The sequence below is a fragment of the Roseibium sp. MMSF_3412 genome, assembly GCF_030733265.1.
GTDB lineage: Bacteria > Pseudomonadota > Alphaproteobacteria > Rhizobiales > Stappiaceae > Roseibium.
In genome coordinates, this window is sequence record NZ_JASHJI010000001.1 from 819,737 (window position 1) to 846,470 (window position 26,734).

25 protein-coding genes and 1 tRNA gene are annotated in these 26,734 nt (G+C 59.6%); 13 read left to right on the top strand and 13 right to left on the bottom strand.

Going from position 1 to position 26,734, the window contains the following annotated elements:
* Positions 1–1,040 precede the first annotated feature (1,040 nt).
* The 3 genes from pheS to pheT all read left to right on the top strand — a co-directional run bounded on the left by pheS (position 1,041) and on the right by pheT (position 5,282).
* A complete protein-coding gene (pheS, locus tag RBB49_RS03695; RefSeq protein ID WP_306141306.1) occupies positions 1,041–2,123 on the top strand; it encodes a phenylalanine--tRNA ligase subunit alpha in 1,083 nt (360 codons plus the stop codon).
* Positions 2,124–2,148: 25 nt separating this feature from the next.
* Entirely contained in the window at positions 2,149–2,802 is a 654-nt protein-coding gene (locus RBB49_RS03700; protein WP_306141307.1) for a phenylalanyl-tRNA synthetase subunit alpha, read from the top strand.
* A gap of 62 nt (positions 2,803–2,864) precedes the next feature.
* The gene (gene pheT, locus RBB49_RS03705) at positions 2,865–5,282 is read left to right on the top strand and encodes a phenylalanine--tRNA ligase subunit beta (protein WP_306141308.1); all 2,418 of its coding nucleotides are present in this window, start codon (positions 2,865–2,867) and stop codon (positions 5,280–5,282) included.
* Positions 5,283–5,375: 93 nt separating this feature from the next.
* Here the strand turns inward: pheT and RBB49_RS03710 are convergent, their stop codons facing one another.
* Both RBB49_RS03710 and RBB49_RS03715 read right to left on the bottom strand, forming a co-directional pair.
* The gene (locus RBB49_RS03710; protein WP_306141309.1) at positions 5,376–5,696 is read right to left on the bottom strand and encodes a hypothetical protein; all 321 of its coding nucleotides are present in this window, start codon (positions 5,694–5,696) and stop codon (positions 5,376–5,378) included.
* Between the two features lie 123 nt (positions 5,697–5,819).
* Complete coding sequence (locus RBB49_RS03715; protein ID WP_306141310.1) at positions 5,820–6,164, bottom strand: hypothetical protein; 345 nt, start codon at positions 6,162–6,164, stop codon at positions 5,820–5,822.
* A 182-nt stretch (positions 6,165–6,346) separates the two neighbouring features.
* On the opposite strand from RBB49_RS03715, the gene RBB49_RS03720 reads away from it, so the two are divergent.
* Positions 6,347–6,991: a nucleotidyltransferase family protein gene (locus tag RBB49_RS03720; RefSeq protein WP_306141311.1), complete on the top strand. Its 645-nt coding sequence runs from the start codon at positions 6,347–6,349 to the stop codon at positions 6,989–6,991.
* 114 nt (positions 6,992–7,105) lie between these two features.
* Positions 7,106–7,417, top strand: a complete 312-nt coding sequence (locus RBB49_RS03725) for a Rap1a/Tai family immunity protein (RefSeq protein WP_306141312.1) — start codon at positions 7,106–7,108, stop codon at positions 7,415–7,417.
* A gap of 113 nt (positions 7,418–7,530) precedes the next feature.
* Here RBB49_RS03725 and RBB49_RS03730 read toward each other — a convergent pair whose 3' ends face one another.
* On the bottom strand, positions 7,531–8,190 hold the full coding sequence (locus RBB49_RS03730; protein ID WP_306141313.1) for a VPLPA-CTERM sorting domain-containing protein: 660 nt from the start codon (positions 8,188–8,190) through the stop codon (positions 7,531–7,533).
* A 329-nt stretch (positions 8,191–8,519) separates the two neighbouring features.
* On the opposite strand from RBB49_RS03730, the gene RBB49_RS03735 reads away from it, so the two are divergent.
* Positions 8,520–8,885, top strand: coding sequence for a VOC family protein (locus tag RBB49_RS03735; RefSeq protein WP_306141314.1), 366 nt, complete (start codon positions 8,520–8,522; stop codon positions 8,883–8,885).
* Between the two features lie 28 nt (positions 8,886–8,913).
* On the opposite strand, the gene RBB49_RS03740 is transcribed toward RBB49_RS03735, so the two are convergent.
* From RBB49_RS03740 to RBB49_RS03765, 6 genes are all read right to left on the bottom strand, one after another.
* A complete protein-coding gene (locus tag RBB49_RS03740; RefSeq protein ID WP_306141315.1) occupies positions 8,914–9,588 on the bottom strand; it encodes a DUF2161 domain-containing phosphodiesterase in 675 nt (224 codons plus the stop codon).
* A 77-nt stretch (positions 9,589–9,665) separates the two neighbouring features.
* Positions 9,666–11,561: an aminodeoxychorismate synthase component I gene (pabB, locus tag RBB49_RS03745; protein ID WP_306141316.1), complete on the bottom strand. Its 1,896-nt coding sequence runs from the start codon at positions 11,559–11,561 to the stop codon at positions 9,666–9,668.
* 152 nt (positions 11,562–11,713) lie between these two features.
* Positions 11,714–13,204, bottom strand: a complete 1,491-nt coding sequence (locus RBB49_RS03750) for a methyl-accepting chemotaxis protein (RefSeq protein ID WP_306141317.1) — start codon at positions 13,202–13,204, stop codon at positions 11,714–11,716.
* Positions 13,201–13,524, bottom strand: a complete 324-nt coding sequence (locus tag RBB49_RS03755) for a hypothetical protein (protein ID WP_306141318.1) — start codon at positions 13,522–13,524, stop codon at positions 13,201–13,203. The genes RBB49_RS03750 and RBB49_RS03755 overlap by 4 nt, the downstream gene beginning before the upstream one ends.
* A gap of 227 nt (positions 13,525–13,751) precedes the next feature.
* Positions 13,752–14,417 carry a peptide-methionine (S)-S-oxide reductase MsrA gene (gene msrA / locus RBB49_RS03760; RefSeq protein ID WP_306141319.1) on the bottom strand — a complete coding sequence of 222 codons (666 nt, stop codon included), beginning with the start codon at positions 14,415–14,417 and terminating at the stop codon, positions 13,752–13,754.
* A 137-nt stretch (positions 14,418–14,554) separates the two neighbouring features.
* Positions 14,555–14,881 carry a hypothetical protein gene (locus RBB49_RS03765; RefSeq protein ID WP_306141320.1) on the bottom strand — a complete coding sequence of 109 codons (327 nt, stop codon included), beginning with the start codon at positions 14,879–14,881 and terminating at the stop codon, positions 14,555–14,557.
* 322 nt (positions 14,882–15,203) lie between these two features.
* On the opposite strand from RBB49_RS03765, the gene RBB49_RS03770 reads away from it, so the two are divergent.
* The 4 genes from RBB49_RS03770 (at position 15,204) to RBB49_RS03785 (ending at position 18,283) form a co-directional block, all read left to right on the top strand.
* A tRNA-Ser gene (locus RBB49_RS03770) sits at positions 15,204–15,293 on the top strand.
* Positions 15,294–15,616: 323 nt separating this feature from the next.
* On the top strand, positions 15,617–16,315 hold the full coding sequence (locus tag RBB49_RS03775; RefSeq protein WP_306141321.1) for a hypothetical protein: 699 nt from the start codon (positions 15,617–15,619) through the stop codon (positions 16,313–16,315).
* A gap of 135 nt (positions 16,316–16,450) precedes the next feature.
* Positions 16,451–17,374, top strand: coding sequence for a methyltransferase domain-containing protein (locus tag RBB49_RS03780; protein WP_306141322.1), 924 nt, complete (start codon positions 16,451–16,453; stop codon positions 17,372–17,374).
* A 216-nt stretch (positions 17,375–17,590) separates the two neighbouring features.
* The gene (locus RBB49_RS03785; RefSeq protein ID WP_306141323.1) at positions 17,591–18,283 is read left to right on the top strand and encodes a glycosyltransferase; all 693 of its coding nucleotides are present in this window, start codon (positions 17,591–17,593) and stop codon (positions 18,281–18,283) included.
* A 118-nt stretch (positions 18,284–18,401) separates the two neighbouring features.
* Here the strand turns inward: RBB49_RS03785 and RBB49_RS03790 are convergent, their stop codons facing one another.
* The 4 genes from RBB49_RS03790 to RBB49_RS03805 form a co-directional block, all read right to left on the bottom strand.
* Entirely contained in the window at positions 18,402–18,656 is a 255-nt protein-coding gene (locus tag RBB49_RS03790; RefSeq protein ID WP_306141324.1) for a hypothetical protein, read from the bottom strand.
* 409 nt (positions 18,657–19,065) lie between these two features.
* Positions 19,066–20,328, bottom strand: coding sequence for an ABC transporter permease subunit (locus RBB49_RS03795; protein WP_306141325.1), 1,263 nt, complete (start codon positions 20,326–20,328; stop codon positions 19,066–19,068).
* A complete protein-coding gene (locus RBB49_RS03800; protein ID WP_306141326.1) occupies positions 20,325–21,131 on the bottom strand; it encodes a taurine ABC transporter ATP-binding protein in 807 nt (268 codons plus the stop codon). Before RBB49_RS03800 ends, RBB49_RS03795 begins: the two co-directional genes overlap by 4 nt.
* A gap of 82 nt (positions 21,132–21,213) precedes the next feature.
* The gene (locus tag RBB49_RS03805) at positions 21,214–22,215 is read right to left on the bottom strand and encodes an ABC transporter substrate-binding protein (RefSeq protein ID WP_306141327.1); all 1,002 of its coding nucleotides are present in this window, start codon (positions 22,213–22,215) and stop codon (positions 21,214–21,216) included.
* A gap of 319 nt (positions 22,216–22,534) precedes the next feature.
* Between RBB49_RS03805 and RBB49_RS03810 the strand changes: the two genes are divergently transcribed.
* From RBB49_RS03810 to RBB49_RS03820, 3 genes are all read left to right on the top strand, one after another.
* Positions 22,535–23,914 carry an aspartate aminotransferase family protein gene (locus tag RBB49_RS03810; protein WP_306141328.1) on the top strand — a complete coding sequence of 460 codons (1,380 nt, stop codon included), beginning with the start codon at positions 22,535–22,537 and terminating at the stop codon, positions 23,912–23,914.
* A gap of 648 nt (positions 23,915–24,562) precedes the next feature.
* Positions 24,563–26,032, top strand: coding sequence for a PLP-dependent aminotransferase family protein (locus tag RBB49_RS03815; RefSeq protein ID WP_306141329.1), 1,470 nt, complete (start codon positions 24,563–24,565; stop codon positions 26,030–26,032).
* Between the two features lie 144 nt (positions 26,033–26,176).
* Positions 26,177–26,731 carry a helix-turn-helix domain-containing protein gene (locus tag RBB49_RS03820; protein ID WP_306141330.1) on the top strand — a complete coding sequence of 185 codons (555 nt, stop codon included), beginning with the start codon at positions 26,177–26,179 and terminating at the stop codon, positions 26,729–26,731.
* Positions 26,732–26,734: the final 3 nt, after the last annotated feature.

Sequence of the window (26,734 nt, forward strand, 5' to 3'; positions counted from 1 at the left end):
ACTTGGTGCTTCGTCATCCCCGACTTGATCGGGGATCCAATCCAGATCGTCACTTGAACGGGCGAAGTGTAGGTGTCGTCATTGAGGTTCGAACTTCCTCTAAGGCCTCCATGTCACCTTGATCAAGTGGATCCCCGATCAAGTCCAATGCTGTTCGGTTTAACCCGGCAATGATCTATTGCGGCGATCCCTGGTCGATGAACTTGTCATCCCTGCTGAAGCGGAGCGGAAGGCAGGGAACCAGTACCCTCTTGTTTCTCCATCTGCATCTAACCTCCAGCGACACGGCGTACTGGATCCCGGTCTTGCCGCTTACGCGTCAAACCGGGACGACAAATCTGGAGATGAGTTGCCTCCCGGCTTGGCATTTGACGGAGCAGGGCCAAACGCAAAGGCCTCATCCTGAGGAAGCGCGGGAGCGCCGTCTCGAAGGATCCGCAGCTGGTTCAGACCCATGTGGCCCATCCTTCGAGACGGACCTGACGGTCCTCCTCAGGATGAGGGTGTGAAACGGCAACCACCCAATTCAGCTTTCATCAACCCGATGCTGTGGAGCGGAATCCGGATGACGATGGAGAGCCGTTGCGCACGGTCCGAGGCGAACGTCCTCTTTCCCGCCGGGAGAGGGTCAGGTGAGGGATCAGACGTTTGCATGTCTCACCGTGGTTTATCCTCTCACCCGCTCCCCGTCAGCCAAGACCTGTCAAGCAAGCCTGCCATTGCCTCTTGCCTTCGCCTTGTGTTCAGGTACATTGCGCGCATGACCGAGCGCACGACCCATCACTGTTCTTATGGCCACGCCGCAGTTTCACTGCGACTGCGGGCCTTTGCGGTGCGCGTACCCGAGCTTCAGGGCCCGGCCTGCGGACGATTTATGCGCTGAGGCGCCTTGTCTTTCATCCCTGAAAAGCGGCGTTTTTCCATTCACCTGGGGCTCACGCAATAATGCGGTCGAGGCCGTGGCATTCAGCGTCATTATTCGCTAAAAGACCCCGACTTTCATTTCCGCGCGCGACGCGCGCACCGACAACCGAGCACGCATGTCAAATCTCGACGTTTTAGAAACCGATCTCCTTGCAGCCATTGACGGCGCGGAGACCGAAACCGCCCTTGAGGACATCCGGGTCACCACCCTCGGCAAGAAGGGCAAGATCTCCGAGCAGATGAAAACGCTCGGAAAGATGACGCCGGAGGAGCGCCAGGTGATGGGACCCGCCCTCAACGGGTTGAAAGCACGGATCACCGACGCGATCAGTGCACGCAAGGACATTCTCGCGGAAGCGGCGCTCGAGGCACGCCTTGCCAGCGAAACCGTTGACGTGACCCTGCCGCTTCGCTCCTCACCGGCCGAAGCAGGCCGTATCCATCCGGTCAGCCAGGTGATCGACGAACTCACCGCCATCTTCGCGGATATGGGGTTCTCGATTGCCGAAGGTCCGGACGTCGAAACCGATGAACTGAACTTCACCGCGCTCAACTTTCCCGAGGGCCACCCCGCGCGCGAGATGCATGACACGTTCTTCTTCAATGAAAAGGAAGACGGCGAGCGCCTGCTGCTGCGCACGCATACCTCGCCCGTCCAGATCCGCACCATGCGCTCCCAGGAGCCGCCCATCCGCGTGATCATTCCAGGGCGAACCTATCGCTGCGACAGCGACCAGACCCACACGCCGATGTTCCACCAGGTGGAAGGCCTGGTGATCGACAAGGAAAGCCATTTCGGGCACCTGAAATGGGTCCTGCTGGAGTTCTGCAAGGCCTTCTTCGAGGTTGACGACATCAAGATGCGTTTCCGTCCGAGCTTCTTCCCGTTCACGGAGCCGTCGATGGAAGTCGACATCCAGTGCGACCGTTCCGGTGGCGAGGTCAAGATCGGCCAGGGCGAAGACTGGCTGGAGATTCTCGGCTGCGGCATGGTGCATCCGAACGTCATCCGCAATTGCGGTCTTGATCCGGATGTCTACCAGGGCTTCGCCTGGGGCATGGGGATCGACCGCATCGCCATGCTGAAATACGGCATGCCGGACCTGAGAGCGTTCTTCGATGCGGACGTCCGCTGGATCCAGCATTACGGCTTCCGTCCGCTGGATCTGCCGACGCTGTTCGGCGGCCTGTCCACCTAATCACCCGGATCCTGGGGCAAACTCTATGTCATTGATCACCCGCTTATCCCTCGTCTTGATGCTGCTGCTCGGCGCTGTCCTCCCGGCAACCGCCCAGACGGCAGACATAGACGAGCGCGTGCCGACACCAACGTCGTTCATGGAAGCGTGCGCCGAAAAGATCGAGTCCCGCGGCCGCCTGCGGTTTTGCGACACCTATTTCCGCGACAAGCTCGGAACGGAAGCCGATGCCCTGCTTTACCTGAGGGACCGGATCACCACCTTGCGCGCCAATCACGAAGCAAGCTCGGCCGAAAAATACCAGAGCTTTCTTCAGGCGATCTACATCGTGGCCTTTCTGACAATCGCCTCGATCGTCCTGATCGCCAGCGACCGGCGCATCGGCGGAACGGCCAAATGGGCGGGCCTGACCAGCACGGCAGCGCTGCTGGTCATGGTCGTGATCGTTGCAATGGGCTGGCTTGGCAAATACCGGGCGGAATACGCGGCCCAGGTCGAACTCGGCATCCTGCGCGACCGCATCGAGGCGGAAGCTGCACAGGCGATTGCCACCAACCAGCAGATCACGCCGGACATGGTGCGCCGCTGGACAGGCGAATTCGGTGAGATCGGCCGCCGGTTTGCCGAGAGCTATGGCGATGCGACCGTCCTGCCCGAGGTCGGACGGTTCGGCAACTGATCCTACGAATTGAGCGGATTTGCGGCCCGTGATGCCGCGCAAGAGACAAAAGAGTACCAAAAATGAAGTTCACCCTTTCCTGGCTCAAGGAGCACCTGGAAACCGATGCCAGCCTGGAAGAGATCGTCGAACGTCTGACGATGATCGGGCTGGAGGTCGAAGAGGTCACCAACCGTGCCGACAGGCTGAAGCCGTTCCGGATCGCGAAGGTCCTGGAAGCCGAACAGCACCCGAACGCCGACAGGCTGCGCGTGCTCAAGGTTGATACCGGCGACGGCGACCCGGTGCAGATCGTCTGCGGGGCGCCCAATGCGCGTGCCGGTCTTGTCGGCGTGCTCGGCAAGCCGGGCGACTATATTCCCGGTCTCGACACCACCTTGTCCGTCGGCAAGATCCGCGATGTGGAAAGCTTCGGCATGATGTGTTCGGAGCGCGAGCTTGAACTGTCGGACGAACATGACGGTATCATCGACCTGCCTTCGGATGCACCGGTTGGCGTCAACTACGCCGAATGGGCGGGTCTGGACGAGCCGGTCATCGAAATCGGGCTGACGCCGAACCGCCCGGACTGCACCGGCGTCTACGGGATCGCGCGCGATCTCGCCGCAGCCGGGCTCGGCAAGCTTAAGGAACGCTCGCACGAGCAGATCCGCGGCAGCTACCCCTGCCCTGTCAGCGTCACTTTGGACTTCGGCGACACGAAACCGATGTGCAAGGCGTTCGGACTGCGCATGGTCAAGGGCCTCAAGAACGGCCCGTCGCCGCAGTGGCTGCAGGACCGCCTCACGGCCATCGGCCTGCGTCCGATCAACATCCTTGTCGACATCACCAACTACATCACCTTTGACCAGGGTCGTCCGCTGCACGTGTTCGACGCCGACAAGGTGCACGGAAACCTCGTGGTCCGGCGCGGCAAGGAGGGCGAGACCCTCGACGGCCTCAACGGCAAGTCCTACGAGGTCGACGACACCGTGTGCGTCATTGCCGACGACAACGCCGTGGAAAGCCTTGGCGGCATCCTCGGCGGCGAGCCGTCCGGCTGCACCGAAGACACGGTCAATGTCCTGATCGAATCCGCGCTTTGGGACGAGGACGACATCGCGGCGACCGGCCGCAAGCTCGGCGTCAACACGGACGCGCGTTACCGGTTCGAGCGCGGGGTCGATCCCGACTACATGATGCCTGGCCTGGAATACGCCACCCGCATGGTACTCGACCTGTGCGGCGGCGAACCGTCGGAAACCACCCAGGCAGGCCGCGTTCCGGACAGCAGCAACATCATCGAGTTCCCCTATTCGGAGATCCGCCGACTGTCCGGTGTCGAGGTGTCGCTCGCCGAGGCGAACCTGACGCTGAAGTCGCTCGGGTTCTGGATTTCCGGCGGCGGCGATACCGTCAAGGTCGCGGCACCGAGCTGGCGTCCGGACATCGAGGGCAAGGCAGATCTAGTCGAGGAAATCGTCCGCATCATCGGGCTTGACCGGGTGCCGCTGACGCCCCTGCCACGCACCGGCACCGTCGGACAGAAAGTCCTGACCACGGGACAGATCCGGCGCAACCGGGCAAGGCGCGCACTGGCCGCGCGCGGTTTCAACGAGGCCGTGACCTGGTCGTTCATTTCCAGACCCCAGGCAGAGCTTTTCGGTGGCGGCAACGCCGCTCTTGCGCTTGCCAATCCGATCTCGCACGAAATGTCGGACATGCGCCCGAGCCTGCTGCCGGGCCTGTTGACCGCGGCCCAGCGCAATGCCGACCGCGGTTTCGGCGATGTGGCGCTGTTCGAAATCGGCCAGGTTTTTCACGGTGACACACCCGAGGGCCAGAAGATGGTTGCCGCCGGCGTGCGCCGGGGCACGGCGAAACTGCAGGGTCCGGGCCGGCACTGGTCCGGAAATTCCGGCGAAGTGGATGTCTATGACGCGAAGGCCGACGCGGAAGCCGCGCTTGCCGCGATCGGGGCTCCGGTCGACCGCTTGCAGGTCTACGCCGATGCGCCGTCTACCTTTCATCCCGGACGTTCCGGCTGCCTGAAACTCGGGCCCAAAAACACGCTTGCCGTCTTTGGAGAGGTTCATCCGCGGACCCTGGCCGAGCTTGATATCGAAGGCCCCCTGGTGGCTTTCGAGATCGACCTCGACGCCCTGCCGCAGCCGAAGAAAAAAGGCGGCGGCTCCAAGGGCGCGCTCAACGCCAGCCATCTCATGCCGGTCCGGCGCGATTTCGCATTCCTGGTCGGCCAGGATGTTGTCGCAGAGACCGTGCTGAAAGCGGCAAGAGGCGCCGAAAAGAACCTGATCGCCGACGTGACCCTGTTCGACATCTATGAAGGACAGGGCGTGCCGGAGGGCCAGAAGTCGGTCGCGATCGATGTGCTGCTGCAGCCGCGCCAGAAGACGCTGACGGACGAGGAAATCGACACGGTGGCGAAGAAGATCATCGCCAATGTCGAGAAGGCGACCGGCGGCACGCTCCGGGGCTGACCGGCCCGCCGACAGGCAACGTGGATGCGCAGCGGCTTTTTCAGAACCGCTGCGCGCTCCCCGGCAAGCGTTCCATCTACCGAACAGAATGGCTCAGCGGAAGTTCCGGCTCCGGAAGCACTGGTTGCCGACCGCGCACTTCTTGTTGTCCTTTGTCGGCGCGAATTTCGGGCGCAGCATCTTTGCGTCGGGCGAGCAGTAGTTTGACGTCGCGACGAACTTGTCGAAGGTCGTCGGACCTGTGGTCATGACGACACTGCCTCGTTGCTTGACGAGTGCCTGCGCCTGGGCGCAGGTGAGCTGACGCGTGTCTGGGCGCGCCTGCGCATGTGTCACCGAGACGGATGCCATCAGGGTCACGGCGGCAAGGCCAACGGCACCCACTCCGGTGCATAACGGTCTGGCGAAGGTCATCAAGCACACTCCCCACTTGGCTGGCTGCCGGAATTTGCTTTCCGACGACGTCTGTCTCGATTGAACGCGTGGCCCCCGCGCCGCTTTCCGGACAAACCCGGGCGGCACGAGATGCTTTTCATTTTAGAAGTCGTTGAACCTCAGGATATTCGGATCAATACAGACCCGCACCAGGCACTGCCGGACATCCTTGGTGGGCACCCACTGCTTGTTCGTGACCTCTCCGTGCTGGCAGAAGTTCCGTGTGTAGACATACCGGTCGAAGGTATACTGACCAGTTCGCAGGACGGCGGCTCCATTCTGCTTGATCAGCGATTGGACCTGTCCACAAGAGAGAGAGCGCGTGTCAGGCCTGCCGGACTGCGCCTGTGACACCTGAACCGAAACTGTTGTGAGTGCGGTGGCCCCGATCGCCAACACCATGCATTTACGCAGGGATTTTGAGAAGTCTTCAGAAAACATCTTCATTCGAACCATCCAAATCTGGCTGCCCCGTTTCAAACATGGCACCGGAAACGGGTGTGTCAAGCAAGACCCGGATGTACATCTGATCACTCATTTTCAACTGTGCCCGACGGCCTCGTCAAAGCTACGTATGCTTCGATCGTCAGAATCGGGTAGCGTCGGCGGCCCGGAAAGAGGACCACCCCATGACGCAACGTTCTGGCACCAGCAAGACGGACCTGCTCGGCGATCCGTATCAGGCCCGCGAAGAGGACCGCATCGCCCATCTGAAAGACGTGATCGCATCCGTACCGCACATCATGGAGATACTTGCGACGATCCGTGATCTCGATCTGCCCGATGCCTGGCTGGTTTCAGGGGGGCTCTATCAGACGGTCTGGAACGTTTTGACCGGGCGGGCCCTCCTTCACGGCATCAAGGATTTCGATGTCATCTATTTTGACGGGCAGGACCTTTCCTACGAGGCGGAAGACGCGGTTATCAGGCGCGTCAACGATGCCTTGCCGGAATTCGCCGACCTGCTTGAAGTGCGGAACCAGGCCCGTGTGCACCTGTGGTACGAGCAGCGCTTTGGCCGTCCTTACCGGCCGCTCGACTGTTCCATGGATGCGCTGACGACCTATGCGGCCCGCACGCATGCGGTTGCTGCACGTCTCAAGGCGGACGGTACGCTCGACATTCACGCTCCGTTCGGCCTGGCAAATCTTTTTGCGATGCGGCTCGTGCCGAACTTCACGCAGCAGAACGAAGAGACCTATGTCGAGAAGGCGGAACGGATGAAAGTCCTCTGGCCGGAGCTCGAGGTCGTTCCGTGGCAACCTGCCGTGTGATCGCGCATTGACAACAGCAAAAGTCTGTAGAGAGGTGTGACAAACGCTATGAAGGGAATGGATCAAATGCGGATGTTCGGATTGGCGGTGGCAGTCCTAGCCCTGGTCTCACTCATGGATACGAAGCCGGCCCAGGCCCTGTCGGGCAATGATCTGTTTTCGGCATGCCAGTACGGCCGGCCGGTCAGCAAGGATGTGTGCTACGGCTATGTCGTCGGCGCGCTCGCGCAGATCTCGGCGGGCATCCAGAAGGCGAAACGGGACGGTACCGACTACCCGTGGGACATCTGCATAAGCAATGAATACTCGTACAAGCAGTATGTAGATATTTTCATGGAGTATCTTCGCGCCAACAAGGCACAAAGGCATATTGATGGGTCCTGGCTTTTCCTGAGCGCGATGGCGGAGGCCGTTCCATGCAGTTAGCGCTTCTCCGGCGCTGCGAAGACGTTACAGAAAGGATCGTGCATTCAAGGGCATAGCCACAAACGAAAACGGCGGCTCGACGCCGCCGTAAGCTGTTTTCATTTTGAACCCGGTCAGGCCGTTTTCCGCATTCTGCCCAGCGCCGCAAGACCGCCGAGACCCGTCAGCAGAAGCAAAATGCCCGCGGGAAGCGGAACAACGGTTGCCTTGACAAGCCAGTCATTGGTTCCGCTGTAGTCGATCCAGCCTTCCGCAACGAATGTGCTGTTGTCGCCAGGAATCCGGTGGCCGTTATCGATGAAATTGAGCACGCTCGTGCCGTCCGACTTGCCTTCCAGATTGTAGCAATCCGTCACGGCGCCCAACACTCCGCCGCACACCGATCCGGTGCCGGCCATGGCCCGAAATCCGTTACCGGCAGAAACCAGGTTGCTCAGGACATAGGAGACCTTGGACAGCTTGCCGTCGTCAGGGTTCACCGACGTACCCGCCGGCGTGGTCGCGTCAGCATTGAAAGCCAGGTGGCCGCTTATGGTGGCCGTTGCACCGACACCGGTCGATCCGTCCCAGGTCAAGTAAACGGACGCTCCAGCGGAACTGGCGCTGAAAACCTCGTCCGGATTTGTGGTGCCGAACAGACTGTCGAGCCGCAAGCCGTAATATGCTCCGAGCGCGCCATATCCGTGATCAAGGAGCTGCCAGGTCAAGGCCTGCGCCGCAGTCAGCGGAGTGCATATCATCGCTGTCGCTGCAATAATCGCCTTAAGTTTCATTCACGCCTCCCAAAACGTAAAAAACAAACTTATCGAGCAAACCCGGTTTCGTTTTCTTGGTCGGGGTTTGCTTTAAAAACATCAGAATACAACCTGATACTTGCCCATCGGTTGTAGCATGGATCGCGCCGAGAGGGAATTTTTTTAACGCTTTCTTAACACCTCGACGATCAACACGCTGTGAGTTTCAGGCGCAAATGTCCGGCGCTGTACCATGGCCCCGCCCTTTTTTGATTATCAATGCGTGCACTGCGCTCGCACACCGTTCAGCGCGTGTGTTAGCATCGATCCCGTGACCGTCTGAAAAGACCGAGCAGCAGGGGATTGATATGGCAACCTTTCGCTACATCGTCGACGACGTCGATCAAGCGGTGTCGTTCTATCGGGATCAGCTGGGTTTCGTGCTGGATCAGCAGTATGGGCCCGCCATGGCGATCCTGAACAAGGACGACTTGCAGCTCTGGGTCGCCGGTCCGCTCGCGTCGGCGTCGAGGCCGATGCCGGATGGCTCAAAACCCGCGCCGGGTGGCTGGAGCAGGATCGTGGTGGTTGTCACGGATATTGCCGGAACGGTGGAGGATCTTCGTCAAGCGGGCGTGCGCTTCAAAAACGATATCGTGGAAGGTCCGGGCGGCCGGCAGATCCTGTGCGAGGACCCGTCGGGAAACGTCGTGGAGCTGTTCCAGCCGGGTTGAAGCCTTTTCGCCATCTGGCGTTGGCCCCCTATCCTGTGTCCTTTTCCCGCTCAGCGACCGATGCCTCGCCCTTGGGGGTCAATCCATAGATCCCACGCTCGACGCGCTCGAACCAGCCATAATGATCGTCGGCCATCATTCGCGTTGCCCGGGCGACGCCGGTCGCTTTGGCAACCTCTGCGCCACGGCTCGGGCCGTTGGCGTTCAGATGATCCGCGCAGCGCATGGCATCCTGACGGTAGGCCGTCACCAGCGTGACACGTGTCGACCCGCCGGTGTTGGGATCGCCGACCCGTTTGGCAAATTCCTTGAGCAGCCGGACCTTGCGCTGCTTTGACTTGCGCGGCACATAAGGCGCCGGATCTGTATGGACCTCTACCAGTCCGTCGGCGAGCCGGACCGTGATCAGACCAAGACCAAGCCTCCGTGCGAGCTTTAGATTGTTCTTCAGGGCGGATTGGAAGCGTCGTCCGGGTCCGCGCGCAACGGCAACGTAAACCGCGTCGGTCACCGCCTGACGTGCGATCGCCTGGTGGAACAGGCCAAGGGTAAAACCGGTTTTCAGCTCGACGATCACAGGGTCTTCATCGCCCCGGCAGGCAACGATATCCGCCGCCCCGACTTCGGCCTTGACCTCATAGCCCTGCCCGGTGAGGAACGTTTTGACAGGCTGATAGAGTTCGGTTTCCAGAATGCGGCCCATCGGGCGATCCTAAGCGCACGCACCTGTGTGAACAATATGGGGACAGGCTTCATCCAAAGCAGGTTTTGCTGCCGGCCTCAAACGGCCTGGCGCGCAACGATGAGTTCACCGGCGTCCATATCGTCTTCGCCCGCTGCCTGCGCGACAGCCAGCAGACGCCCGCGCACAAGACCGCGAACCGAATTGCCGACAAAGACCTTATCTGCGGTTGCCAGGTCCTCTTCCGTCAGATCGGCTTCCCGCGCAAGCCCGCGCTCCAGAAGACCGGCGCGGAATGTACCCGGCAGCAGACCGTGACGCAGGGCCGGCGTCAGCAGCACGCCGTTCTTCTTCAGGAACAGCGTCATGTAGCTTCCTTCCGTCAGAAAGCCGTCCTCGTTCAGGAACAGCACTTCCTGACAGCCGGTGCTTGCCTGATACCGCGCACGCGTTTCATCGTAAAAGGCCCGGTTCGTCGTCTTGTGATAGAGGAACCGGTCCGTTGCCCGGGTTCTTTCCGTTGCCACAACGAGATTGAAAACCGTGTTTTCATCGACGGGCGTGAGGTCGGTGGAGGTGATCGAGGCCTCGCCATCCGCGTTCATGAGCAGGCGCACGCGCCTCGGTCCCGTGAAGCCGGCAGCCGTTTGGAGCAATTCGGAGCGCACGGCATCCGGGTCGAAGCGGAAGCCGAGATAGTCCGCCGATTTCTGCAGCCGCTGCAAATGGCGTTCGAAGAGCAGAAACCCTTCGGACGGATCGTAGGCCATGGTCTCGATCAGATCGAAATCCGGAATGTCCTCGGTCATGAATTTGAGCTTGAGGACGCATTCGTCATATTCAGGCGCAGCGCCGGAATCGAAGACCACCCCGGACCCGGTCCCGGCCTGCCCCGTGCCGTCCCCGCGAAGGACAAGCGTGCGGATCGCGACATTCAGGCGAAAATCGCCGCCAGGCGCGAGGTAACCGATGGATCCGGTATAAACACCGCGCGGACCGCTCTCCAGGTCATGGGCGATCTGCATTGCGCTGAGCTTCGGTGCACCGGTGATGGACCCGCACGGAAACAGGTTCCGGATAATGCCGGCAAAGCCGACTTCTTCGCGAAGCGTTGCTTCGATGGTCGACGTCATCTGGTGAAGGCTCTTGTAGCGCTCCACCTCGCAGAGTTTCGTTACCCTCACCGAACCGGTTTCCGCGATGCGTGACAGGTCGTTGCGCATCAGGTCGACGATCATCGTATTCTCGGACCGCTGCTTGGGATCGCCGGCGAGATCCCTGGCAATCCTTGCATCCTCCGAGGCAAACCGTCCTCTGGGCGCAGTGCCTTTCATGGGCCGCGTCCAAAGCGTCTTTCCCTGCCGCTCCAGGAACAGTTCCGGCGAAAGCGACAGGACCGACCTGTCGGTCATCTTGACAAACGCGGCAAACTCGACAGGCTGGCGCTGCATCAGATCCAGAAAGAGCGCTTCGGGAGCGCCCGCATGCGACATCTGCGCCCGCATGGTCAGATTGACCTGATAGATATCACCCTTTGCCAGATGATTGCGTACACGCTCAAACGCCTTTGAGTAAGCGTCCCGGTCCATGTCAAAGGCCGGTACACCGATCGCGGCATCTTCCCTTGCGGCGGATCGGGACAACAGCTTTCTGGCCGCATCAATCGGAATTTCAAGCACGCTGTCGTAAATGCCGAACCACAGAAGCGGTTCGCCCGACGGCTCGAAGCGGCACTTGAGCTTGTCCTCGAATGCATAGCCCAGTTCATAGGCGAGAAAACCGGCTGCGAACCGGCCTTCATCCTGCGCGGTTTCAAGCCTTGCCAGACAGGCCGGAACGTCTTCGAGCGCCGTGCACGTCACGATTTCGGCAGGATCGACAAAAAGCCTTGCGGAGCGCTGTTTCAAGAGGTCGAGCAACAGAACCGATCCGGGCGTCAGCCTGGCTTCGGCTGCAACATGCCGGTTTCCGATGCAGGCAGACGTATCGACCATTTTTTGCCCTGTGCCAGACCGCTCAGTAGTCTTTCGAAGTGCGGCTCATGACATCCGAGCGGCATCAAGTCAAACATTCTGTGCGCAGGATAAAAAAATGGCCGGCTGAAGTGTAGCCGGCCAATTTTATTCATGACGTCATTTTTGGTTGATTAAGCGGCAGCGACATCCTGCAGGAACGCATCGATGGCATGGCGCATCTCTGATGTTTCCGCGTCCAGTACCTCCGTCGCATCCGCCATGGAGGACGCTGAGCGGCTGGTGCGTTCCACCGATTCACGAACGCCGCCGATATTTTCCGCCACGCGGCCGGTGCCATCGGCGGCCTCGGCAACGTTGCGCGAAATCTCCTGGGTCGCCGCGCCCTGTTCATCAACGGCTGCCGCAATGGCGGCTGTGTAGCTGTTGACCTCGTCCATGGTTTCCGCGATCACACCGATCGATTCGACCGCGCCCTTGGTCTCCGCCTGGATCGCCGAGATCTGGGCCCCGATTTCCTCGGTCGCCTTGGAGGTCTGCGTCGCAAGTTCCTTCACTTCCGCGGCAACAACGGCGAAGCCCTTGCCGGCCTCCCCTGCCCGCGCCGCCTCGATCGTCGCGTTCAGGGCAAGCAGGTTGGTCTGTTCGGCGATCGCCTGGATCAGCGTCACGACTTCGCCAATGCGGTTGGCAGCCTCCGACAGTCCGGCGACCTTGCGATTGCTGGTCTGGGCGTTTTCCGTCGCCTTCATCACGATCTCGGTGGTCTGCTCGACCTGACGCGAAATTTCGGCAATCGACGAGGACAGTTCCTCGGCAGCCGATGCAACCATCTGCACATTGGACGACGCTGTTTCGGAGGCATCGGAAACCGAGGTCGCGCGGCCGGTCGTGTCCTGCGCAACCGCGCCGAGTTCTTCGGCGGAGCCGCGCATCTCGGCGACCTTGAGCCCGACGCCGTCAAGCTTGGAGGCGATCTCCTGCTGGAAGACGGCAATCCGCTCGCTGACCGTGTGCTGCTTTTCAAGCTCCGCGTCCGTGTGGCGGGAGTTTTCCTCCTGCAGCTCGAGCGCTTCCGCCTGGGCCTTCTCCGCCTCCTCGCGCGCCTCATCGGACGCCGTGAACGCAGTTGCAAGAGAGTTGGTCATCCACCACAGGGCGCCAACTTCGGCCACAACGATGAGCGCATGAAACACGACCCGCGCGAAGTCCGCGCCATTCGGGAACACGGCCCAGGGCATGAGAAAGTTCAATGCAAGGTGATGCACAGCAACGACCGCGGCGTAAGCAACCAACGCGCGCCAGTCGACCCAGCTTGCCAGGATCGCGAGAACCGCGAAGAAATACATGTGGCCATCAAGCTGAAACGAGTTCTGCCCGTCCGGTGTCGACAGCGAGGCAACGAAGAGCGCGACCAGGGCCGCCAGCGACATGGCCGTTGCAAGGCGCGTTTCGACGCCTGCGCCAAATTTCAGCCAGCAGGCCGTCGCGGCCGCTCCAAGCAGAAAGGCTCCGCCGGCAACAAGGCCGAACGAAACATTGCCGACCAGCCACGCCGTGACAGCGACAAGGCCGACATTGAACCAGGTGAAATAGATCACTATTTTCGAGAACCGCTCCCGAAAGCAATCCAGGCCCGAGACCCCCACCGCCATTTCGCTCATGTATTCTTCTCCAGTGAAAGGCCCGACAAGCGCGCGCAGGCCATGGCAACCGCGCTTGAGGCAACAAATCCGGCTCCCGCTTCGTAAAGCCGGCTTACCAATTCGGTGTCGGTGGACTCCGTCAGCGCGATCCAGGAGCCGCTGCGAACGAAAATCACCGGTGCCTCCGCGGCAGCAACGATTTCGATCGCGGATTTGCCCCACGGTTTCGCAAAAACGGCAACGGGACCGGTGCCATTCGGCACCAGCGATGCAAACAGAACAACAGCGCTGCAGATCAGAAAATAGACGGCCGCAAAACCCTTTGCGAAGCGGCTCATCATGAGACTCCCCTGTACACCTTATCCGGTGTTGAGGATCTCGCTGTAATTTTAATAAAAACTGAATTATCGCAGGGAAACGAAAGAGATATCCGGCTTTTTCGTGGAATTGCCTCAGACAGACTGACGCAGCCGGCGGGCCTCCCTGTCAATTTTCCGGATGCCTTGCCGCAAACGTCTGCCTGCGGCGGAGAGACCGCCGCAGGATGTCCGGGTGCCCGTCAGGGTCAGGCCGGCTGACCGATCCCGGTCGGGCAGGAAACGCCGGTGCCGCCGATGCCGCAATAGCCGGCCGGGTTCTTCGCCAGATACTGCTGATGATAGTCCTCGGCAAAGTAGAACGTGTCCAGCTCGCGGATTTCGGTCGTGATCGATGCGGATACGCCGCCATTGGAGAGGGCCGCCTGATAGGCATCCCTGGTCTTGAGCGCAAGCTCCAGATCGTCCGCCGAATTCACATAGACCGCAGACCTGTACTGGGTGCCGGTGTCATTGCCCTGGCGCATCCCCTGCGTCGGATCGTGGTTTTCCCAGAACACTTTCAACAGGTCTTCCAGTCCGATCACGGCCGGGTCGTAAACGACAAGAACCGCTTCCGTGTGACCGGTCCGCCCGGAGCAGGTCTCGTGATAGGTCGGGTTCGCCGTGTAACCGCCGGCATAGCCGACAGCGGTGACATGAACGCCCGGCAGTTGCCAGAACAGCCGCTCCGCACCCCAGAAACAGCCCATGCCGACAAGCACGGTTTTCATACCATCGGGATAGGGACCGGTCATGGACTTGCCGTTCACGAAATGCGGCTCTTCGGGCACGATGGCCGCGTCACGGCCGGGCAGCGCTTCATCCTTGCCCGGTAACGAGAATTTCTTTGTGAGCATGGTCATGAAGGACATAGGCAAACTCCTGAAAGTGCCGGTCCTAGTCCGTCACATGAAGACAGACCCGGAACGGCGTCACAAGCATTGCCCGTAATGTGGCGTAGTTGCGCGCCGTTTCCAAGTCAGTTCACGAATGCGTGTCTTGCAAGTCCTCAGGCGAATTGCGGCTGAATGCGCCCGCGGCGTGCGCCCATCCAGAGAAAGGCGAGGCCGAGCGGTGCGGCAACGGCCCAGACCGGCCAGGTCATCAGCGTCAGCAGGACGGGATCCCACAGCGCCGGATGAACATGACGCTCGATGGCAGGCTGGAGGATCGGAAACGTGTCCGGAAACAGACCGAACAACAGCTGACCCAGCGGCTGAAGCTGCAGCTGAGACTGGGCAATGGAGGTGCTGGCATCGGAGATGGCGGCAATTATGGCGATGGCAAGAAATGCGAGACCCATCAGGCGAAAAACAAATTTAACAATACTGATCATGTCGGTACCGGCCTTTTTCAAGGTGTCCTTCGTTAAAATCCGTTTCATTTCAAATACGTCGGCCACTTCAAAAACAAAGTGCGCCGCAACGCCCTTAGAGTAATAGCTGATATTTCTTGTTCAATAATTGATATGCAACACATTCTTGTGAGTTTCGCCGGAAAAAGCCGCGCTGAAATATCGCTTCCGGTATACCTCGCGGCACGAAATGCGGCACGTGTTCCACAGCCTCTCACGCCTTCAAAAAAAACCCGTTTGAGCGCTTGCACTTGGGATCAGGCTGAGTATATTGCGCGGCACTCAGGCGGGTTCAGCCTGGAACGGACAGGTGGCCGAGTGGCTGAAGGCGCACGCCTGGAACGCGTGTATACGGGCAACCGTATCGAGGGTTCGAATCCCTCTCTGTCCGCCATATTTTCGACTTACACAGATTTTGCCGCTGGAAGTGGCGAGTGCCTATCTTGGCTGCCGGTGCCGGCTGTCTTTTTCCTGCAAGAAAAGTGGACTTGCCGGCTTTGGAAGCGTTGCGGTGCAGCGAGGTACTTTTGCGGCACAATTCGACGGGGGACGCGGAAGACCCAGTCCCGGCATTGGCCCGGCATTGGCCCGGCATCGCCGCGGGCCGTCCCCGGGCGCACGGCCCTGCAACAGAACTTGTGCTCTCTGACATTCTGCCCGATAAGGCTCGCTCATCCGATGTGAACTTGGAATGCACCGCAGCCGGCCGGGACAACAATGATCAGCAGCAGCCTTCTGGCAAGACAACCAAAAACAATCGCGATCGTCGGCAACGGGCCTGTGACGGCCCTGGACGCACCGAAGATCGACGAAGCAGACCTTGTCCTGAGATTCAACGGTGCACGCGCCTGCGGCGCCGCGGGGCAAAGGGTCGACATCCTGCTGCTCAATCGCGCCCGCGTCTACATGAGCAAGCGCATCAATCCGGTCGCCTTGCACCGGGCCGAAGAGGTCTGGGTGAACGATACGGAAAAGAACGGGCAGGTGGACTGGCTTTTCGACCGCGAATGCAAGGCCTGCTATCTCGGCCTGGAGGCGACCGAGAAGGCCCGCAAGCGGCTTCAGAAATACGATCCGTTCCTGAAGAGCAATCCGACAACAGGAGCCGCGATCGTCGCGGAATTCCTGGACAGTCTGACCGATACGGAATTCCATCTGTTCGGCTTCACGCATCAGGGGCGGCAGCACACGCATGACTGGGACGCGGAAAAGAGATGGTTTGCCGATCTGATCACGGCAGGCGCCCTTGTCTCCCATTCGTCATCCGGTCCGCTGGCGCGCCGCAATCTGGCAGGACACGCAACCTATTGCGCACGCTTCCTGGAAAAGCGGACGAAGCACTACGTCTTCAACAGGGTGCTGCATTCTGGCGAAGCAACCAAGCGCAGGATTTTCGGCGTCGACGCCAGCGCTTGAGTTTCCGGCGCGCACCGGCGTCTACCGGTCCGCAAGGCGCGTCCGCGAACATTGTCCCGGTTCTCTTGACAGACTTTCCCGCCGACTTTAAGCCACAAGCGACATTAAGGTCTTGTTCAAATCCGGGTTGCTTGCGTGCTCTTCGACTTCAATGACAGTCATCACAAATACAGAGAACTGTTCGATGAATTCCCGGAAATTGAAAACCACGATTTCCGGTTCACGAAGTGCACCTGCGGAAGCACCAGATCGTATGTCGTCTCCACGGTCTCGCGGCACAGGAACTTCCTGCCGATCGTCGCATGCTCGGATTGCGGCACCCTGCGGGCCAATCCCTATTTCACGGATGCGACGGCCGCGCATTACTACAGCACCGTCTACGGCAAGGTAAAACGCAAGGCCCGGACGCCGGAGACGCTTTTTGCCAACCAAAAAGCAAAGTCGCTTGCTCCGTTTCTTGCCGGACTCGGCGAAGACTTCGATACGGTGCTCGATTTCGGCGGCGGCGCCGGCGGCAAGACCTTCGATCTCATCGCACACGGGAAAACCGTTTCACTTCACGAAGTGGAAGACGAGTACAGCCAGTTTGCATTCACCCAGGGCATCCGGCCTTACGACAAATCGCAAACATACGACCTCGTCGTGGTGTCGCATGTGATCGAGCACATGATCGATCCGGGCGCTCAAATGGCAGATCTCATTCGGAACTGCTGTACGCAGAACGGATTGCTCTATGTTGCAACACCGATCATCGACCGGCAACGCGCCAGACAGTGGCTGCAACACTTTCACATTGCCCACAAATACTACTTCACCCACGATTCGCTTATCGGCCTGATGGCGGGTCTCGGCTGCACGCTGGTGGCGCATAACAATGCCGACGGTTTCCTGTTCCGCGTCGGCGGCGAGCCGGATCAGGATTTTGTCGCCAGGTGCTATGCCAGCGGCGCACGCAAGACCAGGTCGCTTGTCGAGGCGGACTCTAAACCGTCGCTGAAACGTCTCTTGCGGTTATTCACCGGTTGGCGTCCGGAGCCTCATAGCCTGAAGGGCAAATGAACGGCCATCATATCGCCATCCGGAAACAGGCCGGAATGGTTGTGACAGACGTCTTGCCTACACAAAGGCAAGGCTAAAAATCAGCTGAATTCTCCGCCTCCTTTCACTTTGTGCCGAGAGCAACGATGGAACAATCCAATGCGGCAAATGTGGCATTGATTATTCAAGTTATTGGAAATAGTTTGCGTCGAAATTCAGATTCGAGGGTTGCGCAAGATGCTTAATATTTTTGTTGGTTTTGACACTAGGGAAGCCGTTGCATTTCACGTCTGCGCGAACAGTCTGACCCGGCTCTCCAGCGATATGCTGGCGATTTCACCGATCTCCCTGAACAATCTGAAAACCTACCAGGAAACCCATACCGACGGCTCGAACCATTTCATCTATACACGCTTCCTCATTCCGCACCTCATGAACTACAACGGCTGGGCGCTGTTTCTGGATGGCGACATGATCGTGCGGGACGACATTGCCAAGCTTTTTGCCATGCGCGATGAAAGCAAGGCCGTGATGTGTGTGCATCACGACTACAAGACACGGCAGCACACCAAGTATCTCGGATCCAAGAACGAGGACTACCCTCGGAAGAACTGGTCCAGCGTGGTGCTTTGGAACTGCGGGCACCCGGCCAACCGGACGGTCACACCGGATTTTGTCATGGAAGCAACGGGCGCTCAATTGCACCGCTTCACCTGGCTTTCCGACGACCTGATCGGAGAATTGCCGATCGAATGGAACTGGCTGCCGGATGAATTCGGTCCGAACCCGGACGCAAAGCTGCTGCATTTCACCCTGGGCACGCCCTGTTTCCATGAATATGCGAATTCGCCGATGGCAGCGGAATGGCACCGGGAAAAACTTCTCGCAAACTACTCTTCGCAGCAGGTCATCGACGGTCCGTTCGACTGACGGTCGCTGGCGGTTTCTCGCATTGCCCGTCTGTGGTTCGGTGGCAGACAATCAGCGTCCGGTACTCTTCCGGGAAGGGTTTCTCGCAACAGGGATACCGGAGGGCATCATTGCGCGTTCAGGCCGCGGTGGTCTCCGTTTCCAGACCGGCGATGGCCGTGCGGTTGCCTTCTTCGATGTTCTGCAGAACGATTTCCATCGCAATTTCGGGCGACATACGCGTTTCATCCTGAAGGGCGATCAGGTTGCCCACGAGCTGACTTGAGACTGCCAGAAGTTCGGCGGCACAGAAGCTCTCCTGATGCCTGCACAAGACGCTCACCAGTTCCCGGCGCAGCAGGAAATGTTTATCTTTCGGAGCAGCATGTTTCACGATCTTGTCTCCAGAACAAATAAAACGGCCGACTTTCGAGGCGCCTGGCCAGATCGGCAAACCCAATGTTGCAATCAAATGAAGGCGCGTACCGGATCAGGCATCTGAACAGGTTCTCGCTCACCAAAAAATACTAAGCACTGCGTAATTCTTGTGCACCCCGATCAAAACGGGACGAAATTTCAAGTAGACACCCAAATTTTCCAGCATCCACTTTTTCAATATACTTAAATAAACTCAAAATTTCAATCAGATGAACTTTGCCAGACTTCAAACCGTCTTTTTGACAACGGCAAAACTGACATGTAATCCGGCTCAAGCCTGATCTGCCTTGCAACCGCGAGGACGGCAAAAAAAGCAAAAAAGGCGCGGCCAGAGCCGCGCCTCCAAACCGCGCAAATAATTTCAGTCAGGCCCGGCCTTTCCAGGGCACGAGCACCCGCTCGGCCATACGCATCAGGATGTCGATGCTGTATCCGACAATGCCGATCAGGATGATCCCCATGATGACGATGTCGGTCAGCTGGAACTTCGACGCCGCGATAATCATCATGCCGGCGCCCTTCTGCGCCGCGACGAGTTCCGCCGCAACAACCGTTCCCCAGCAGACGCCCATGGCGACCCGCGCGCCGGTGAAAATCTCCGGAAGCGAGTTGGGGACGATCACGTAGCGCAGGATCTGACGCTTGTTGGCACCCAGCGAGAAAGCGGCATGGACCTTGCTGATGTTCACGCCGGAAACACCGGCGCGCGCGGCAATGGTCATGATCCAGAGCGCGGCAAGGAACAGAAGCACGATCTTGCCGGTTTCCCAGATGCCGAACCAGATGATGACCAGCGGGATCAGCGCCAGGGGCGGAACCGGCCGCATGAATTCGACGATGGGGTCGAACCAGCCGCGCACCCAGCTGGAAAGCCCCATGGCATATCCGAGCGGAATACCTACGATGGCACCGGCAACGAAGCCCCCGACAACACGCAATAGCGACCAGCCGAGATGCTCCCAGAGTGTGAAGTTCTGGTAGCCCTCGGAGGCGATTTCGCCAAAGCGGCTGACCACGGCTTCGGGAGACGGCATCCAGATGGGCTCCATCTGCAGGCCCTTGTCAGGCTCGAAGTTCAGCGAGCCTTTCGGGGTCATGCTGACAGTTCCGTTCGCCACGGGAACCGTCTGACCGGGCTCGATCGCCTGACCGTCCACCGCCGTGACACGGGCCCCATCTCCGTCGTTGCGCGTGACGCGCAACAGAACCGACCGCCAGGCACCGACGGTGCCGGAATCGTTCTGGGCGAGACCCTCAGTTGTGGCGATTTCCGGGTCGTCAATCTTTGCACCCGGTTCGTGGACGATGACGTCCACCGTGGCTTCGCCGGTCTCACCGGCATCGTTGACCACGGAATAGGTGAAGCTGGTTTCCCCGGTGAACGGACCGGGGACATGAAACGGCACAAGTTTCGACCCGGTGAACGCACCCCAGATGAAAAAGATCACGATGACCGAGATGACAGAGGCAGCGCGATTCGGTCGGATGGCACTTTCATCGCCGAAGGTCACGGTTTTCAGGCTGGTGAAATCCTGCCCGCGCTGCATGATGCTGCTGAGATAGCTCACCAGGAAATAGCTGGCGAGGAACAGGCCGGCATATACGAGGAAGACAACTGATCCGGTCATGCTGCTGTCTCCGATCGGCCCATGATTTCCTCTTCCATTTCCCAGATCATCGAGAGGATCTCCTCACGCGTTTCCCCGAAACCATCGCTTTTCTTGACTTCGCGAAGGTCCGCCTCAACACCGCGATCGGCAAATGGCAGACGATATTCCTTGTGAATGCGTCCGGGCCGAGGCGCCATGACGAGCAGACGCTCGCCAAGAAGCAGCGCCTCTTCCACGGAGTGCGTGATCAGAATGACGGTCTTGCCGGTTTCCTTCCAGAGCTTCAGAACGAGGCCCTGCATTTTCTCGCGCGTCAGCGCGTCAAGGGCACCGAGCGGTTCGTCCATCAGGATGACATCCGGGTCGTTGGCGAGACAGCGCGCGAGGGCGACACGCTGCTGCATGCCGCCGGACAGCTCGTAAACCGCCTTTTCCTTGAAGTCCTGCAAGCCGACCGTTTCGAGCAGATGATCCACGATCTGGTCACGTTCGCGCTTGGGGGTCGATTTCATGCGCGGTCCGAATTCGACATTCTTGCGCACGTTCATCCACTCGAACAGAGCGCCCTTCTGGAACACCATGCCCCGTTCGGCATTCGGCCCGGTGACAACGTGGCCGTTCATGCGCACCTGTCCGCCGGTGGGTGCCAGAAAGCCCGCAACGATGTTCAAGAGTGTGGTCTTGCCGCAACCCGACGGCCCCAGGACCGACATGATTTCACCGGTCTTCAGCTCAATGGACACGTCCTTGAGCGCTTGTACATGTGTTCCGTTGGGAAGATCGAAACGCATGGAGAGATTTTCGATATGGAGGCCGTCCATTGCCTGTCATCTCCTGCAGCTTGAAAGGAGGGAGTGCGGGGGGGCCGGACCCGGCCGCCCCGCGTGTTGCAGGGATGTTATCTTACTCTGTGTTGGTGGCTGCCAGATAGCTGGAATCCACGGTGTCGACATAGCTGTCGAGCGCCTGCGGGATCGAACCGGCTTCCTGGAAGACATCCGCCACACCGAGCATGAAGGTCTGGACGTTGCCGCCCATCCACTTGTCGCTCAGCTTCTCTTCAACATTCGGGAACGTGAAGGTTGCAAGCGTAGAAGCAGTTGCGTCCACGTCCATGCCCGCATCCTTGGCGATGACCGCGATCATCTCGTCCTTGTTGTCACCCTTGTTCCACATGGCGTTCGCCTCGGCGGTCACCTTGAGGAACTTGGTCAGCATTTCGCTTTCCTCTGCGGCGAAATCGGACGGGACACTGATGCCGTCAAATACAAGAATGCCGAGTTCTTCCTTTTCGGCACCGGTCAGAAGCACGTTGCCGTGTTCGACCATCCGGCGCAGCGCGCCACCCCAGCCACAGACCATGTCCAGGCTGCCCTGTGCGAAGGCGGCGGCCCCGTCGGCAGGTGCCATATCGACGATTTCCATCGTCGTGATGTCGACACCGAAATGCTTCATCTGGGACAGGAAGCCATAGTGGGCCGCGGTTCCGATCGGAACACCGACCTGCTTGCCTTCCAGTTCCTTGGCATTGTTCTTGTCGATCTCGAGAGCTTCGGCCACGACGCAGTTGTCGTTTTCGGAGTAGCTCACCGCGATGTCCGTCAGGATGATGTCCTGACCGGCGGACGCTGCAACCACGAAGGGCGGTACGCCCTGGCTGACGGCGATCTGAACGTCGCCGGACGCCATCGCAGCAGACATTGCCGTGCCGGTGTCAAACGACACCCAGTTGATGTTGACGCCGAGCTCTTTTTCATAAAGGCCTTTTTCCTTGGCGTACTGGAACGGCATCGGCCACTCCAGGAAGTAGGCCACGGTCAGGTCCTCGGCGTATGAATTTGCCGGCAATCCGCTCATGAATGCCAGAGCTGCGAATGTGCCTAAAAGTTTTGATCTGTAGGTCATTGATTTTTTCTCACTGTTCCCTCGGTACATTACAGACGCGCAGATTTTCCTGTCTCGTGCCGCTCTCCTCGAATATCGGCTTGCCTGCATGGCGAAAATGGTTACGACAGAACGGCGCGGTTACAATAGAAACACTGATCTGGATCTATTGTATATCTTTATCTGGCCCTATATGTCCCCGCCGGGCCGTGTTGACTGAAAACAATTGGTGCAACGGACTGCTTGAATTGTGAGCAGGCGCACAAAAAATCGCTTGCGCAGTCCGAAACGAATTCACCCTTTTCGCGTCCATAACCCGCAGCTTTGAAAGGACATCGCCATGAACGTCGCTGCTTCACCGAATGATCTGAGCGAAATCATTGAAGCCGACCGCAACCACGTCTGGCATCATCTGCTTCAGCACAAGGCGCTGGAGACGATCGACCCCAAAATCATGGTTGAAGGCAAGGGCATGAAGCTCTGGGATGCGACCGGCAAGGAACATCTCGATGCGGTCTCCGGTGGTGTGTGGACCGTCAATGTCGGCTATGGGCGCGAGTCCATCGCGGATGCCATTCGCGACCAGCTCGTGAAGCTGAACTATTTTGCGAACTCCGCCGGGTCCATCCCCGGCGCGCTGTTTTCCGAACGGCTGATTTCCAAGATGCCGGGCATGAGCCGGGTCTATTTCACCAATTCGGGCACCGAGGCCAACGAAAAGGCCTTCAAGATGGTTCGCCAGATCGCGCACAAGCGCTTCGGCGGCAAGAAACACAAGATCCTCTATCGCGAGCGCGACTATCACGGGTCGTCGATCACGGCGATCTCTGCCGGCGGGCAGCAGGAGCGGAATGCGCAGTACGGCCCCTATACGCCTGGTTTCGTCGAGGTCCCGCATTGCTGCGAATACCGCGCGCAGTGGGATGTCGAGAACTACGGCGAACGCGCCGCAGACGCCATCGAGGAGGTCATCCTGCGCGAAGGCCCGGACACGGTGGGGGCGCTCTGCCTGGAGCCGGTCACCGCTGGCGGCGGCGTGATTACACCGCCCCAGGGTTACTGGGACCGGGTTCAGGAAATCTGCAAGAAATACGACATCCTGCTTCATATCGACGAGGTGGTCTGCGGCGTCGGGCGCACGGGCACCTGGTTCGGCTACCAGCACTACGGAATCAAGCCGGATTTCGTGACAATGGCCAAGGGCGTCGCTTCAGGCTACGCGGCAATTGCCTGCATGGTCACGACGGAAGAGGTCTTTGACATGTTCAAGGATGATGCGTCCGACCCGATGAGCTTCTTCCGCGATATTTCAACCTTTGGCGGATGTACGGCCGGCCCGGCCGCCGCGCTCGAGAACATGCGCATCATCGAAGATGAAGGCCTCCTGGACAACACGACCCGAATGGGCGATCGGCTGATGTCGAACCTCAACGGCCTGATGGAAAAGCACAAGGTTGTCGGCGATGTGCGCGGCAAAGGCCTCTTCTGCGGCGCAGAACTGGTCGCGGACCGTGCCACGAAAGAACCGGTTGCTGAAAAGCAGATGCAGGCGGTCGCTGCGGACTGCATGGCACAAGGCGTCATCATCGGTGTCAGCAACCGCGCCGTTCCCGGTCTCAACAACGTCATCTGCCTGTCTCCGGCGCTGATTGCCGGCGAAAGCGACATCGATCACATCAGCGACGCGATCGACGGTGCGCTGACACGCGTCTTCGGCTGACGGCGTCTCCTCCCGGCTCTTGCCCTCAGGCTGCAAGAGCCGGACTTCAGCCTTTGTTGCTTGCCCGCGCGGCCCCGGCCTTGAGCCGGGGCCTTTTGCGTGGCGCTGCTCGGGTTCCGGATCGGGTCCGGGACGGCGCTGGGTGTTTGTTGAACGCACGCGACAAGCACGCCCCCTTACCCCCGCACCTTGTTGCCCTCCCATTTCACCGGTCGTCCCATGGCTCGACCATGGGACCCATGCCGTGACCTTTCCCGGATCGGGGATATGAGTTTGGGGCGCCGGAACGGCCTGGATTGCCGGATCAAGTTCGGCAATGACGGGTCATTTAGGTTTTCCAGGACGAACGGACCATTGGCGCCTGAACGCGTTGGTGAAAGCACAGAGTTGAACAGAGCGTCACTGCCCCTTGTTCGCCGCCGCCCCGGCCCTGAGCCGGAGCCGCCTGCCAAACGCTGAGCAGGTCCCGGATCAAGTCCGGGACGGCGCGGTTTTTTTGCTTGCAGGCCGCAGGCCTCCTCTTTGCCATCGCCCGGGGTGACAGCCGGGATGCCTTGGCTTGCAACTTTGACGGTCTCAACGGGAATTGCCAAATATTTCCGGATGGCTATGCTATAGGTCCACAAACAACAAAAATTAGGGCCAGATATGGCGATTCCGGCAGAGACATTCTTTCTCCGGCCAGACAATGAAACGTCCCTCCAACAGCAGATCCAGCGACTGGTCGTGGAAGCGATCCTGTCGGGGCGCTGCCTGCCGGGGGAGAAAATGCCGTCTTCGCGCAAGCTTGCCGAGCATCTCGGCGTTGCCAGGATCACGGTCACGATCGCCTATACCGAACTGGTTTCGAACGAGTATCTCGTTTCCAGGGGACGGTCGGGCTATTTCGTTGCGCAGACAGCCCCGAGCCGGCCGAAATTCTCGCTTCCCAATCAATCCGACAAGGCGCAGGTGGACTGGTCGAAGACCATCGGGCAGCGCTTTTCCGAACATGTGCCGCTCGTGCGGCCCGACAACTGGCGCGATTACAAGTATCCGTTCATCTATGGCCAGTCGGATTCAAGGCTGTTCGACCATCACAACTGGCGAAACTGCGCGCTCAAGGCCGTCGGGCGCAAGGACTTCGACACGCTGGCAACCGACTATTACGAGCGTGACGATCCCATGCTGGTCGAGTTCATTCTGCGCCAGATCCTGCCGAGGCGCGCGATCACGGCGCGGCCGGAGGAAATCCTGATCACGATGGGCGCGCAGCATGCGCTCTGGATCACGGCCCAGATCCTTCTGACCCAAAGACGCACCGCCGCCATCGAGAACCCCTGCTATCCCGGGCTCCGCCAGATCCTGAGCCAGACCCGTTGCAACACGGTTGCGGTCGATGTCGATGCGGCCGGCATGCCACCGGAGGATTTGCCCGAGGACGCCGACGTCGTCTTCACGACGCCCAGCCACCACTGTCCGACCAATGCGACAATGCCCGTGTCGCGGCGCGAACGGTTGCTTGATCTTGCCGCGCGCCGGGGTTTCATCATCGTGGAGGATGACTACGAATTCGAGATCTCCTTCCTGAAGTCGCCCTCGCCCGCACTGAAATCCCTCGATCCGACCGGATCGGTCATCTATGTCGGCTCGTTTTCCAAGTCCCTGTTCCCCGGGCTGAGGCTCGGCTATCTGGTCGCGTCCGAGCCTTTCATCCGCGAGGCGCGGGCCCTGCGCTCGCTGGTGCTGCGGCATCCGCCCGGGCTCATTCAGCGCACCGCCGCCTATTTCCTGTCGCTCGGCCACTATGATGCCCAGATCGCCCGCATGGGGCGCATCTACCGGAAACGCAGATCGATCATGGAGCAGAGCATGATGGAAAACGGCCTGGCCCAGATCGGTCAGGGCACATTCGGAGGGTCGTCCTTCTGGATGAAAGCCGGAGAAGGTGTCGATAGTTCCAGGCTGGCGATGCAGTTGCGCGAAGACGGCGTTCTGATCGAGGCCGGGCGCGCCTTTTTCGCTCAGGGTGAAGAACAGCCCGGGCACTATCGCCTTGCCTATTCCTCGATCGCTTCGGCACGGATTCCCGACGGCATTTCGCACATTGCCAAGCGCATGAACGAAGCCGCCGCGTGAGGCAATTTCCGCCCAAAAGCTGCCTGTAACCGCGCTCCTGGAAAGCCGCGTATGAAAAAGTTCGTGAGCGCGTGAAAATTTTGTTGATTTTTTCATAATCCGGAATGAAATTATCCGTGAAATTTTCACGGACGGATCGCCGGAATGGAAATGAGCAGCCTGGGCGAAGATCTCAGAGCCCTTCGCACAACTCGGAAAATGACACTTGAGGACCTTGCCCAGAGGCTCGGCCGGTCCGTCGGCTGGCTGTCCCAGATCGAACGGGACATCTCGACGCCGCGCCTGTCCGACCTCCGTCAGATTGCCGATATTTTCGACGTGCCGCTCTCCATCTTTTTCGGCAGCGCCGACGCACCCGATGCCGAAAAGGGACGGATCGTGCGGTCATCCGCCCGGCGCATCATCGGTGAACGCGACGCCGGACTTGTCGAGGCGCTGGTGTCGCCGGATCTCACCGACGATTTCGAAATGATCCACTCCACGTTTCAACCCGGCTCGAGCCGGAAGAGCCCCATTTCACGCCCCACGCAGGAGCTTGCCTACATGATCTCGGGCAAGCTGGACATCTGGCTGGATGACGATGCCTTCACCGTGACCACCGGAGACAGTTTCCGCATCCGCAATGCCTCCTATCGTTGGGCCAACCCCTACTCGGAACCCGCAGTCGCCGTCTGGGTGATTTCCCCGCCGGTCTACTGAACC